We start from the raw sequence: 13,047 nt of genomic DNA, 5'->3' as shown, positions 1-13,047 counted from the left end.
AAACAATGCCTACTAGAAAGAAAACAAAAATTGTAGCCACACTGGGGCCGGCATGTAGCACCAAAGAAGTAATTAAAGATATGATAGATGCTGGTGTAAATGTGTTTAGAATAAATTTTTCTCATGCAGATTATACCGATGTTAAAGAGCGCATTGATATTATAAGAGAATTAAATAATCAATATGGTTACACTACTGCTATATTAGCCGACTTACAAGGGCCTAAACTTCGTGTAGGGGTTATGAAAGAAGATGTAATTGTAAACCCAGGCGATGTAATTACGTTTCAAACCGCAGAAGATATACCCGGCACCAAAGACCGTGTGTATATGAACTATAAAGCTTTTCCAAACGATGTAAACGCAGGAGAACGCATCTTGCTAGACGATGGAAAACTTATATTTGAAGTAATTGAAACAGACAAAACCAACGAAGTAAAAGCAAAGGTTATTCAAGGCGGGCCTTTAAAATCAAAAAAAGGAGTTAATTTACCTAATACCAAAGTGTCTTTGCCTGCACTGACTAAAAAAGACATCAAAGATGCTCTTTTTGCTATAGAAAATAAAGTAGATTGGATAGCTCTTTCGTTTGTAAGAACACCTGTAGACTTAGAAGAATTACAAGATTTAATAGCTAAAAATTCAGACCATAAAATTCCAATTGTAGCTAAAATAGAAAAACCAGAAGCTGTAGAAAACATTGATAAAATTGTAGCTTTTTGTGACGGATTAATGGTAGCACGTGGTGATTTGGGTGTTGAAATTCCAGCACACGAAGTGCCTTTAATTCAGAAAAAACTCATACAAAGAGCCAAAACAGCACGTATACCTGTAATTGTGGCAACACAAATGATGGAAACCATGATTACAAGTCTTACTCCAACTCGAGCAGAAGTAAATGATGTTGCCAACTCGGTTATGGATGGCGCCGATGCTGTAATGCTATCTGGAGAAACCTCTGTAGGTAATTATCCAGTACAAGTTATTGAAAAAATGACTCAAATTATTGAAGCCGTAGAAGATTCTCCACTAATTCATGTACCACAAGACCCTCCACAAGTACGTACCAAAAGATTTATAACAAAATCTATTTGCTATCATGCGGCGATAATGGCTAATGAAATTCATGCAAAAACCATTTCTACTCTAACCAATAGTGGCTATACTGCTTTTCAAATTTCGGCTTGGAGACCAAAAGCGCACATACTAGTATACACATCAAATAAAAGAATCCTTACTCAACTCAATTTACTTTGGGGTGTAAATGCGTTTTATTATGACGAGCTTGTAAGTACAGATGATACTATTATTCAAATTAATGAAATTGCAAAAGCAAAAGGCTATGTGAAAAAAGGCGATATGATTATCAACCTTGCCGCAATGCCTGTTTCAGATAAAGGAATGGTAAATACTCTCCGAGTTTCTGAAGTAGAATAAAATATAACGAACACGTCATCAAACCGTAATGTAACACTATTACGGTTTTTTTGTTTTAAACTATTTGCAATAGCTTTAACACCTACAAATTAACAAAACTTTACAAACGCTATTGGTTTCTTTAGTTTGCAATAATGCTTATTTTTGGCACTTCAATAAATTATAAATGTATAAATATATCGTTGTTCTTTTTTGTTTGCTTTTTCAAAATATAAAAGCTCAAGAAAATCTTGTATGGGTTTTACCTGCACTAGACAACGATGTGGTTAAACAACTTAATTTAGAAAACAACAACTTTAATAACGCTACAACTCTAGATCCTCTTTTTGCGAAGCTTTTGTTACAAAAAAAGTTTAAAAGCAACGAAAAAATAAGAATTGTTCATATTGGAGATTCGCATATTCAAGCCGATTTAATGACATCTGTGGTGCGTAAAGAATTTCAAAAACAATTTGGAAATGCAGGTAGAGGTTTACTTTTTCCTCTGCCTTTAGTAAGAAGTAATGGTACGGGAGATGCTATTTATACATCAAAAAATTATTGGACAGGCCATAGAATTACAAAAAAAGACACTTTAAATCCGTGTGGTGTAGCAGCATTTGTAATGCAAACCAACGATTTAATTGCAGGTTTTAATTTAAAACTTCGCAATGAAGATACTTTTGACAAAATAACTGTATTTACCAACAAAGCTGTAAATGAAATAGATTTGAGTTACAATATCATGGAAAATGATTTGCATTGTTATAAACAAAATACAGGTGTTAATTCATTTAATTTGCATAGAGAAACCAGCAGTATTACTATAAAACTTTCTGCCAACGATTCTATTCGATATTATGGCACTTCACTTGAAAAAAACAACGGCGGAATTATCTATGATGCAATTGGTGCCAATAGTGCTCGTTATTTAGATTACAATAGAACCAATTTGTTTTGGGAGCAACTTCCTGCTTTAAAAGCTGATTGTTACATTATTTCATTAGGAACAAATGAAGCACAAGACCCCAATGTTAATTTGGAAACATTCATAAAAAATGTTACCGAAGTTTGTACTAAATTAAAGTTTATTTCTCCAGAGGCTGTTATTATTATTGCTACACCTCCTGTTTCATATTATCGAAAAACACAACCTAATTTTACTGTACAATCGATTGCTAATACACTTATTAAATTTTGCAATAACAACAATTATGCTTATTGGGATTTGTTTAATACCTCAAAAGGTCTTGATGGGGCATCTATATGGAAAGGTAACAATTGGCTCAACACAGACTTGGTTCATTTTACAAACAAAGGATACGATTTACAAGCAAAATTATTATTGCTCGCTTTTGCAAATTCATGGAATGCTTTTTTAGAGAAAAATTAAAACTGTAAATAAATAGGAAAAACTGTTTCTGCACTTTTAAAAAAAGCATACAAAACAATAAATAGCATCAAAACAACAACATAATAGACTATAGAAAATCGAGTTTGTATGGCTATCCATTTGTCTGCTATACGATCTGGAATAAGATGCAATACATAACCCAGTAGCATCATTAACAAAGGATATTTATAATTTGCAAGAAACGTTTCAGCGCCTTGTAGCGTAAATTGATAAACTATTTGATGTATATACTGCTGAGCAATAACCAAATTTGCCGATTTAAAAAATATCCAACAAAATATTACAAAATGAAAAGTAATAATACCGTATAAGATATTCGATACAATTTTAGGTAATATAACTATTTTTCCAAAAAATTGAGACCAATATTTGTTGAAAATTAATGCTACGCCATGCAAGCTTCCCCAAATAATAAAATTCCAACTTGCACCATGCCAAAAACCACCCAAAAACATCGTTAAAAACAAATTTACTTGGGTTCTTAACTTCCCTTTTCTGTTTCCTCCCAACGATATGTACAAGTAATCGCGAAGCCAACTTGATAACGAAATATGCCATCTACGCCAAAACTCTGTAATAGATTTACTTTGATAAGGCGATAAAAAGTTGGTGGGTATTGTAATGCCTAACCATTTTGATATTCCAATAGCAACATCACTATAACCCGAAAAATCACAATAAATAACAATTGCATAGCCATACAGCGCCATTAAGCACTCAAATCCGTTGTGCAAAGCGGGGCCATCAAATACATAATTAACTAGATTTAAAGTAATATAATCAGAGATAATTAGCTTTTTTATTAAACCAGATACAATTAAATAAAATCCTTTTGAAAAATCGGTTTGAGATACTACATAAGGTTGTTTTAATTGCGGAATAAAATCTTTTGCTCTTACTATTGGCCCCATCACCAATTTTGGAAAGAAAGCCAAAAACAGCATATAATTTATCACGTTATCTTCGGGCTCAATTTCTTCTCGGTAAATATCTATACAATAACTTAGGTTTTCAAACGTAAAAAAAGAAATACCAATAGGTAATAAAATATGCAACAAATGAAACTTAAAATGTCCAATATCGTTGATAGTTTGTATAAAAAAGTCTGTGTACTTAAAATAAAACAAAACTCCCAAATTGGCTAATACGCTTATCCATAGCCCTACCTTTTTTACCGTTTTACTTGGAGCTTTATAAATAAACTTAGAAATACCGTAATTAAAAAGTGCAGATAATATTACAATAACTACAAAACCTCCACTCGCTTTATAAAAAAAATATAGCGAAAACAGCGTAAGTATAATAGCTCTATGCCTATAATTATTTCTAAATAAATAATAAAATAGTATAAAAAAGAAAAAGAAAAACACAAAAAACCCATTGTTGAACAGCAAAGGATTTTTAGGATTATACAACAATTGTTGCGCTACATTACTCCAATCTATTTGTATCATGCTTTAGATTTTTGTTTCGCTTTGGCTATTGAGTCTGCTTTGGCTTTGGCTTGCTCTTTTTTATGCTTAATTTTTGTTTTATTATAGTCATTCATCATGGCTTTAAAAATATAATAGGCTACCTTTTTAGACCCTTTTACATTGAAATGAATATAATCTTTACCTGCATACTGCAAACTATCTACATATTTCACCATAGTTCCGTTACCACCCATACTTTGATATAGATTGTAAAAAGGAATTTTAGTATCAAAGGCTATTTTTGCTTGGTTGTAAACCAAAGAGTCTATTCCTACGGCTGTTTTCCATTCTCCACCATAGTTAAATGCTCTATCTGAACAACTTAACATTAAAAAATCTGTAGTAGGCATAGCCGTTTTAAACTTATTTACAACCGATTTCATTTGCTTGTAATACGGCGTAAAATGTGTTTCTTCGGGTTTAAACATTAAATTAACGCCATATTGAAACACAATTAAATCGTAATAATTTTCTTTGCTTAACTCGGTTAATAATGCATTAGAAATTTGCTTTAGCTCAATTCCTGTAATTCCCCGAAAAGAATAATTATCTATAATTATACCCGAACTAGTTTCAGAACTTATACCATAAACAGGCGTTCTCGAGCTAGAAACCCGAACACTAACCGACTGGTTTGTACTGCTATTGAGTAATATTTTGTTGAAATACTTTGTGGCAGGATATGCTTTAAAAACAGAATCATTATAAGCTATTCGTAACGTGTCTCCTTTTCCAAAAAGTAACCATTTTTGCAAAGGAACTTGTGGATCTCGTTTTACTTTATCGAGCATATTCATTCTAAAATCTCCTCCAAAAAAAGAATATCCAGAAAGAAATAAATGAGAGTTAGAAGTATGTTGTTTAAAATTGTTCGACTTTATATAACCCGAAGTATTTACAATAGCTGTTGCTCTAAAATCTTGTGAAACCGAATTTACCGGAATAAAACCTACGCTACCCGTAAGATTAAACTGATTATTAAGCATTTTGCGCAAATCTTGAGTCATATAATCGCCCTCTATTTGACTATCTCCAAACCAAGCTATTCTTAATTTTACTGGTTTTCCTGCCTCCAATTGCAATAATTTTTGTGTTACATTGGGTAAAGCTGGTTCTATAGAATCTTGATTAAAGCCTATAATAGTTCCTTTTTTTTGATAAGACTCAAATGTATTTGTTGCCGAAAACGTATTTGGGATAAAATTTTGAAGCTGCTTATTAGCTTCTTTTCTTGGGTGATAGGCAATATCTGCCAATAAATTGATATTCTTAAATTTTGGAAAAAACAATTCAATTTCGCTTGAAAAAAAGGAAATCGAAATATACACTACCATAACAATAGTGGTAACTGTAACTACTTTTTTACTTTGATTCATTAAAGCGCAATAACATAATTTAATAGGGTTTTAATAATTTTGACTGGCATATATTTACAATTCGGCAAAATTAGTGCGCAAAAATAATAAAAAGTGTGTACCGTTGTTTTTTAAAACTCTTTTATTTTATATCTAAAAAGATTCGCTTTTTGCACTTACACAATATTTTAGTCTAAATTGGTATTCAAAATCTTATATTATATAATAGTTAAAATACTTGAATTGATGTATAGCAAGTTAAAACTCAAACTTTAACTGTACTACCACAGTTTTTTTAGATTCTGTATTTAAGTTATTCATCGAAATACCTAATAGTCGTACAGATTCTTTAAGCCTTTCTTGATACAATAGTTCTTTGGCTGTTTCAAAAATAATTCCTTTGTCTGCAACAAAATAGGGCAACGTTTTACTGCGAGTTTGGGTAGAGAAATCGCTGTATTTTATTTTCAAAGTAACTGTTTTTCCAGAAACATTTGGTTTTTTCATCCGTTGTTCAAGCTCTTCGGCAATACGAGAAAGTTTTTGTTCCATAAAAATTTCGGAAGTAAGATTTTCTCTAAATGTATGTTCTGCTGCAACCGATTTTGCTGCTCGATATGGTTTTACTTCACTATAATGAATACCTCTAGCAATATGGTAATAATAATTTCCGCTTTTATTGAAATGTGTTTCCAAAAAATCTAACGATTTACTTTTTAAATCTTTACCCGTAAAAATTCCCAAATGAAACATACGCTCGGCGGTAACTTTTCCTACACCATAAAATTTTCGAATATCAAGTTGTTCCAAAAACGATTCGACTTCTTCTGGATTTACCGTTTTTTGTCCGTTTGGTTTATTGTAATCACTCGCTACTTTTGCAACAAATTTATTTACAGAAATACCCGCAGAAGCAGTAAGACCTAATTCTGTAAAAATGCGTTGCCGTATTTCTTGTGCAATGAGAGTAGCGCTTGGATTTCCTTTTTTATTTTGAGTAACATCAAGATATGCCTCGTCTAGCGAAAGTGGTTCTACCAAATCGGTATACTCATGAAAAATAGCTCTAATTTTTTTTGAAATTTGTTTGTATCGATCAAATCGTGGTTTTACAAAAATTAACTCAGGGCAATTTCGTTTCGCCTGAACTCCACTCATAGCACTACGTACTCCAAATTTTCGAGCCTCATAGCTTGCCGCCGAAACTACACCGCGAGCTTCGCTACCACCTACAGCTATAGGTTTACCTCGGAGCTCTGGATTATCGAGCTGTTCTACAGAGGCATAAAAAGCATCCATATCTACATGAATAATCTTTCGTAGTGGCTTTGGATTGTTCATACTACAAAAATAATGTATATTTGGTAGATTATCTACCCATAATGTAATGGTAAATCCCACATTAAATTTTGTGAAATTAATGGAAGAAATTGAAAGAAAATTTTTAGTTAAAAACACCGATTTTGTAAAACAATCGAGTCATTGTTATGCAATTGCTCAAGGCTACCTAAATACTGCTCCCGAAAGAAATGTACGAGTAAGAATAAAAGGAGATAAAGGTTTTTTAACCGTAAAAGGTTTGGGTAATGATAGCGGGGTACGCAGGTTTGAGTGGGAAAAAGAAATTAGTATTGACGATGCTAAAAAGTTACTAGTACTATGCGAACCTACTGTTATTGAAAAAACAAGGTATGAAGTGCCCATTGGCTCTCATGTTTTTGAAGTTGATGTGTTTGAAGGTGCTCACAAAGGCTTAACCATTGCTGAGATTGAACTTGCTGATGAAGATGAAGTTTTTGAAAAACCATCGTGGTTGGGGCAAGAAGTTACAGGCAATATAGAATACTACAACTCTTATTTAAGTAAAAAAGCGTAATTTATTTTTGCAATATTTCTAAAGAAACATTCATTTGTCCGGTAGCTCTATTATGTGTAATCGACATAAATGCTTTTCTAGACAAGTCTATTTCTCTACCTTTTACAAAAGGGCCTCTGTCTGTAATTTCTACAACTACTACTTTACCATTTGTTAGGTTGGTAACTTTTACTTTTGTTCCAAAAGGTAATGTTTTGTGGGCTGCTGTTAAGCCGTTTTTATCATACTTTTTACCGCTTGCAGTACGACGCCCATGAAACTTATCGGCATAGTAAGATGCGTGAGCCGTTTTTTTGAATATTTTGTATTTACCTTTAGGTATTATTAAAGAGTCTTCTTGTAATGTTTCTATTACTTTGACTTCTTTTTTAAGGGTATCTTTTTTTTGTACTTTAGGGTCTTGCTTGGCAAACATTTGCAAACCAAATAAAGAAACTAAAGCGATTAAAATAAATACTGTTACTGAAAACTTTTTCATAAGTAAAGTTTTAAAAAGCCCTTTCGGGCTTTTAGATTATAACCATAAATTCCAAGGTATCCTGCTTAGAACCAACACAAGCCCTATAGCATAAAACCACGAAATAGATTTGAATTTTGCTTCACTAGTAGCTGCTTTCTTATGTTTCGACCAACCTATTGTAATAAGAACTATTGCAATAATATTTACCAACGGATGTTCTAAAGAAGTTAATCGCAATGAAGCGTCTTTCATTTGACCTAATGAAGATGACCCAACTGGAGAAACAAAATATAAAATCAATCCAATCACCAATTGTAAATGTGTAGCAATAAGAGCAAACAATGCTATTTTTCTATCTTTTTGGGTAAATTCTTTTTTTGAAGTGTACCCTATAAAAGCATTTATAGCTGCAACAAACAATAATAATAATACTAGATAGGCCCAGCCTGAATGAAATTTTTGTACCAATGAATACATATGAGATATTAGTTTAGTTGAAACAAATATAAGAATATTGCATAAAAAAACCTCATTCTAATTAAAGAATGAGGCTTTAAAATATGAAAAATATTTTTTAGAAATTATATTTCAAAGTTACAGACCAAGTTCTACCTAAACCGAAATAACCTTGGTTAGCATCTGCAATTCCTTTATATTCTTTACCTGTTGATTGGTAAGTGGAAAAATCTGTCATGCTTGTTGGGTTGATTCTGTCTGTATTTTTCACATTACTTGTTAATTCAGAAAGATAAACTTCATCAAAAACATTACTAATATTAATTCTAAATAATAAAGAATCTTTTTTGTCCATGCCCAATAACATTTTATAGCTAATTCCAGCATCTACTAAATCGTATGTTGGCAACATTAAATTATCTTTTGTAGCGGCAACAGTAGCATATAATTTATCATAATTTCTCCAATCTGCATCTATAGAAAATCTTTCGAAAAGTTCATATTTAGCACCTAGTCCAAAAGTTGTTTGTGCAGCATCTCCTACTTTACCTCCATCTACATCAACTTTAGTTTCATCTAAAATATTTTGGTTTTCATCATATCTTCTTTGTACAGAATTTCCTTTATACTCCCAATTTCCTACAGAAGCAAAGCCTTTTAAATCGAGCTTTCTTACTGGTTTTAATGTAAAATCTAGTTCAAGACCTGTATGTAGTTGCTCATCATTTTGACTTGTAGTATATACTAAAGCCCCTTGAGGTAATAGAACGCCCCCAATTGTTTGACCTGCAACTGCGGTTACATTGAAAGATGTACCTATAACTCTATTTTTCCATGACGTTCTATAAGCATTTAAGCTAGCATTAAAAATTTTAGATTTAAAATTATACCCTGCTTCAAAACCCAATACATCCTCATTTGATGCCAACGGATTAACTCTATTTGTATAATTTAAATATACATTATCGTGATAAGGCTGACGAGAATAGAAACCTGCATTAGCATATAATGAATGTGTTTTATCAATAGAGTAACTAGCCCCAGCTTTTACATTATAACCTAAATTTGATACTTTTTCAGAATCTTGGTGTGCTAGTTCGTAATCATATCTGTCAAATCTTTGATGCTTTTGTTGTGATAATGCTCCTTGGAAAAAAGCAGTGAAATTATCTTTAGCATATTCTAACTGACCAAATATTCCACCATAAGAAATTCTTTCACTATAATCGTAATCAATTCTTTGACTCTGACCTATTGTGTTGAACATAGCTGTCCAAGGCTCTGCCGGGTAGTATTCATTTACAGTGTTTGAAGCTACTGTTGATGTAGATAAATTATTAACATGGTTTTGGTTAAATAATTTTCTAGTTTCGTACCAACCATTTAATCCTAAATAATTAGCAACTTGACGGTAATGTGTACCGTAGTAAGTTCTTAAATCTATACCTGCATTAAAAGATAGATTTTCTGATAATTTATTTTTTAAATTACTTACTATACCGTACCATTGATGATTGTTCATAGAAGAACGAATTGCATAGTTTTTTGTTCTATAAGGATCAGATGATTCATTACTTCCAATTCCATTTGAATCTGCAACATTGTTTGCATAAATTTGATCAAAATCAATATATGTTGACTGAGCTAGCCCTGTATAAGGATTAACTTGGCTAATGTTTTTCTTACCACTTCCGTAGTTTCCAGTTCCTCCACCTCTACCCCAAGAAGCATATAATACAGTAGATAAATCTGTTTTATCATTTATTTTAAAATCCCAGTTTATATTTGCTACTGGTTTGTGATAAAAATTAGTTCTTTCAGATATATATTTTCCTCCTAAAAACCCATAGTTATTATTATATCTTCTTCCAAAACCTAAATAATCTGAAATTCTTTTTGAAAAATTTTGGTCATGGTATTGTGGTGCACCTGTAATTAAAACATTAAAATTGTGTTTATTATTTGGTTTATATCCTACAGATAAAAAATAGTTTTGTCCTTCTCCTCTTGTTCCATCATTATATCCATCACCTTGCCAATGAGACATCATAAAGCTAGCTCCCCATCCTTTATTACTAAGACCTGTATTATAAGCTACTGTAGATTTAAAATAGTTATCGTTTGCAACGCCAAGTGAGGCAAAACCTCCTTGTTTCATTTCTGTCGCTTTTGTTACAAAGTTTACTGTTCCTCCTACAGATGATATAGCCAACTTTGACGAACCTAAACCTCTTTGTATTTGTACAGCATTAGCTATGTCTGACATACCAGACCAGTTTGACCAATACATTTTACCGTCTTCCATACCGTTTATAGGTTGCCCGTTCAATAAAAATGCTGTATTATCTTGTTGGAATCCTCTAACTGTAATACGTGAATCTCCAAATCCCCCTGCTTGACCTGCTACATAAACTGAAGGTGTGTTTACAAATGCTTGAGTAATATCTGCTGAACCAACTTTAGCTTGAATCTCGGCAGATTTAATTGTTGTAGCTGCTACTGGAGTTTTACGATCTTTAGCTAAATCTATAACTCCTTTACCAATAATAACTACATCTTCCAACTGATTTGAAGCAGAAGATAATTTAATAGTACCTAAATCTTTACCATTAAAACTTACTGTTTTGTTTTCGTAACCGATAAAACTGATTACCAATTGACCTGATGTTGCTGTAGTTGTAAGAGAAAACTTACCGTTTGCATCTGTAGCTACTCCTGTAGAAGTCCCTTTTACTTTAACATTTACACCAGATAATGGTGTGTTTAATTCTGAATCTACTACTGTTCCAGATACTTTACTTTGTGCAAATACTGTGTTTACAACAAAAAGCATAACAACAGAGAAAACCCAATTTGTAATTTTTTTCATGTTTGTGTTATTTGAGAATTTTGTGCAAAATTGACTCAAAAAACCGATTGGTATGTTAAGAAATAGTTAAGGTTTTTTTAGTTTACATTTTAGCAAAAAAGGACTCTAGTAAAAATTGCGTTGAACCATCATGAGGTTTGATGTTTTTTGTTTGAATTTCTTCTAAAATACTGTTTGCTAACTGTTTTCCTAACTCTACACCCCATTGATCGTAACTAAAAATATTCCAAACAACACCTTGTACAAATATTTTATGTTCATACATAGCAATGAGTTTACCTAAACTTGAAGGTGTTAATTTATCTATTAAAAAAGTAGTTGTTGGTTTGTTTCCTTCAAATACTTTAAAAGGTGCTAAGTATTGTGCTGTTTCTGTATTTAATCCTTGCTTGCTAAATTCGTCATGTACCTGTTGCTCTGTTTTTCCTTGCAATAATGCTTCTGTTTGGGCAAAAAAATTAGACATCAACTTGTTATGATGGTCTTTGCTATTGTACAATGGTTGTGCAAAACCAATAAAATCTGCAGGAATTAGTTTAGTTCCTTGATGTATAAGTTGGAAAAAAGCGTGTTGCGAGTTGGTACCTGGTTCTCCCCATATTATAGTTCCTGTTTGGTACTCTACTTTATTACCTGCTCTATCAACACTTTTCCCATTACTTTCCATAATACCTTGTTGCAAATAAGGTGCTAGTTTTTGTAAATATTGAGTGTATGTAATGATGGCTTCACTTTCGGCATTATAAAAATTATTGTACCAAATAGTTAGTAATGCTAAAACTACAGGAATATTATTTTTGAATGGCGTATTTTTAAAATGTTCATCCATTTGATAAGCTCCTTCTAAAAGGGCTTCAAAATTAGTATAACCAACCGCTAAAGCTATGGTTAAACCTACTGCACTCCATAGAGAAAACCTACCTCCAACCCAGTCCCACATAGGGAAGATATTTTGCTCTGCTATACCAAACTCGGTTACTTTATCAATATTGGTTGATACGGCTACAAAATGTTTAGCAATATCTTGTGGCTGTGCATTTTGTAAAAACCATGTTCGGATTGTTTCTGCATTGGATAGTGTTTCTTGCGTGGTAAATGTTTTGGAAACAATAACAAATAGAGTCGTTTCTGGATTCAATTTTTTAATTACCTCTTGTACATGATCACCATCTACATTGGAAACAAAATGTGTTGTTAATCGATTTTTATAATATGACAGTGCTTCTACAACCATTGCTGGCCCTAAATCAGATCCGCCTATTCCTATATTTACTACATCGGTAAAAGGTTTTCCTGTATAACCTATAAGTTTTTCAGAAATAACAGCTTCTGAAAATGTTTTTATTTTATTTTTTACGTTAAAAATTTCAGGTATAACATTTGTATCATTTACAAAAACACTACTGTTTTCTGGAGCGCGTAATGCAGTATGCAAAACCGCTCTGTTTTCTGTTTTGTTAATAGCTTCTCCAGAAAAATACTTTTGTATTGCATCTTTTAAGTGAACTTCTTCTGCTAATTGTAAAAGTAATTCTAATGTTTCTGAAGTAATTCTATTTTTAGAATAGTCTACTATAAAATCTTGCCAATTTATATGAAATTTTTGAGCTCGCAGAGCATCTTCTTCAAACAATTGTTTTACGGCATAATGTTTTCCGTTTTTAAAATGCTCTTGAAGTTTTTTCCATGCTTGTGTTTGTGTTGGATTTACAGCTTGTAATGACATG

General features: G+C 32.1%; 10 protein-coding genes. 3 read left to right on the top strand and 7 right to left on the bottom strand.

What is annotated here, in order from left to right; genetic code table 11:
• Positions 1 to 5 precede the first annotated feature (5 nt).
• Both pyk and Q361_RS11225 read left to right on the top strand, forming a co-directional pair.
• Complete coding sequence (pyk, locus tag Q361_RS11230; RefSeq protein ID WP_103726831.1) at positions 6 to 1,436, top strand: pyruvate kinase; 1,431 nt, start codon at positions 6 to 8, stop codon at positions 1,434 to 1,436.
• Between the two features lie 166 nt (positions 1,437 to 1,602).
• A complete protein-coding gene (locus Q361_RS11225; protein ID WP_103726830.1) occupies positions 1,603 to 2,808 on the top strand; it encodes a GDSL-type esterase/lipase family protein in 1,206 nt (401 codons plus the stop codon).
• Here the strand turns inward: Q361_RS11225 and Q361_RS11220 are convergent.
• The 3 genes from Q361_RS11220 to dinB form a co-directional block, all read right to left on the bottom strand.
• Positions 2,805 to 4,283, bottom strand: a complete 1,479-nt coding sequence (locus tag Q361_RS11220) for an MBOAT family O-acyltransferase (RefSeq protein ID WP_103726829.1) — start codon at positions 4,281 to 4,283, stop codon at positions 2,805 to 2,807. The genes Q361_RS11225 and Q361_RS11220 overlap by 4 nt on opposite strands.
• Positions 4,280 to 5,680 carry an SGNH/GDSL hydrolase family protein gene (locus tag Q361_RS11215; RefSeq protein WP_103726828.1) on the bottom strand — a complete coding sequence of 467 codons (1,401 nt, stop codon included), beginning with the start codon at positions 5,678 to 5,680 and terminating at the stop codon, positions 4,280 to 4,282. The genes Q361_RS11220 and Q361_RS11215 overlap by 4 nt, the downstream gene beginning before the upstream one ends.
• A gap of 237 nt (positions 5,681 to 5,917) precedes the next feature.
• Positions 5,918 to 7,000, bottom strand: coding sequence for a DNA polymerase IV (gene dinB, locus Q361_RS11210; RefSeq protein WP_103726827.1), 1,083 nt, complete (start codon positions 6,998 to 7,000; stop codon positions 5,918 to 5,920).
• Positions 7,001 to 7,079: 79 nt separating this feature from the next.
• Between dinB and Q361_RS11205 the strand changes: the two genes are divergently transcribed.
• Entirely contained in the window at positions 7,080 to 7,535 is a 456-nt protein-coding gene (locus tag Q361_RS11205) for a CYTH domain-containing protein (RefSeq protein ID WP_103726854.1), read from the top strand.
• A 1-nt stretch (position 7,536) separates the two neighbouring features.
• Here Q361_RS11205 and Q361_RS11200 read toward each other — a convergent pair whose 3' ends face one another.
• From Q361_RS11200 to pgi, 4 genes are all read right to left on the bottom strand, one after another.
• On the bottom strand, positions 7,537 to 8,013 hold the full coding sequence (locus Q361_RS11200) for a septal ring lytic transglycosylase RlpA family protein (protein ID WP_103726826.1): 477 nt from the start codon (positions 8,011 to 8,013) through the stop codon (positions 7,537 to 7,539).
• Between the two features lie 36 nt (positions 8,014 to 8,049).
• The gene (locus Q361_RS11195; RefSeq protein WP_103726825.1) at positions 8,050 to 8,472 is read right to left on the bottom strand and encodes a hypothetical protein; all 423 of its coding nucleotides are present in this window, start codon (positions 8,470 to 8,472) and stop codon (positions 8,050 to 8,052) included.
• Positions 8,473 to 8,569: 97 nt separating this feature from the next.
• Positions 8,570 to 11,320, bottom strand: coding sequence for a TonB-dependent receptor (locus Q361_RS11190; RefSeq protein WP_103726824.1), 2,751 nt, complete (start codon positions 11,318 to 11,320; stop codon positions 8,570 to 8,572).
• A gap of 82 nt (positions 11,321 to 11,402) precedes the next feature.
• Positions 11,403 to 13,046, bottom strand: coding sequence for a glucose-6-phosphate isomerase (pgi, locus tag Q361_RS11185; protein WP_103726823.1), 1,644 nt, complete (start codon positions 13,044 to 13,046; stop codon positions 11,403 to 11,405).
• Position 13,047 lies beyond the last annotated feature (1 nt).

Source organism: Flavobacterium croceum DSM 17960 (assembly GCF_002917885.1).
In the GTDB taxonomy this organism is placed as follows: Bacteria; Bacteroidota; Bacteroidia; order Flavobacteriales; family Flavobacteriaceae; genus Flavobacterium; species Flavobacterium croceum.
Note: the sequence above shows the minus strand (reverse complement) of the source record. Positions and strands in the feature narration are given on the sequence as shown.

What these genes read in the sequence shown, in the direction of transcription:
- Q361_RS11200 (WP_103726826.1), bottom strand. Translation starts at nt 8,013, where the DNA reads ATGAAAAAGTTTTCAGTAACAGTATTTATTTTAATCGCTTTAGTTTCT.
- Q361_RS11190 (WP_103726824.1), bottom strand. Translation starts at nt 11,320, where the DNA reads ATGAAAAAAATTACAAATTGGGTTTTCTCTGTTGTTATGCTTTTTGTT.
- Q361_RS11205 (WP_103726854.1), top strand. Translation starts at nt 7,080, where the DNA reads ATGGAAGAAATTGAAAGAAAATTTTTAGTTAAAAACACCGATTTTGTA.
- Q361_RS11225 (WP_103726830.1), top strand. Translation starts at nt 1,603, where the DNA reads ATGTATAAATATATCGTTGTTCTTTTTTGTTTGCTTTTTCAAAATATA.
- Q361_RS11220 (WP_103726829.1), bottom strand. Translation starts at nt 4,283, where the DNA reads ATGATACAAATAGATTGGAGTAATGTAGCGCAACAATTGTTGTATAAT.
- pgi (WP_103726823.1), bottom strand. Translation starts at nt 13,046, where the DNA reads ATGTCATTACAAGCTGTAAATCCAACACAAACACAAGCATGGAAAAAA.
- pyk (WP_103726831.1), top strand. Translation starts at nt 6, where the DNA reads ATGCCTACTAGAAAGAAAACAAAAATTGTAGCCACACTGGGGCCGGCA.
- Q361_RS11195 (WP_103726825.1), bottom strand. Translation starts at nt 8,472, where the DNA reads ATGTATTCATTGGTACAAAAATTTCATTCAGGCTGGGCCTATCTAGTA.
- dinB (WP_103726827.1), bottom strand. Translation starts at nt 7,000, where the DNA reads ATGAACAATCCAAAGCCACTACGAAAGATTATTCATGTAGATATGGAT.
- Q361_RS11215 (WP_103726828.1), bottom strand. Translation starts at nt 5,680, where the DNA reads ATGAATCAAAGTAAAAAAGTAGTTACAGTTACCACTATTGTTATGGTA.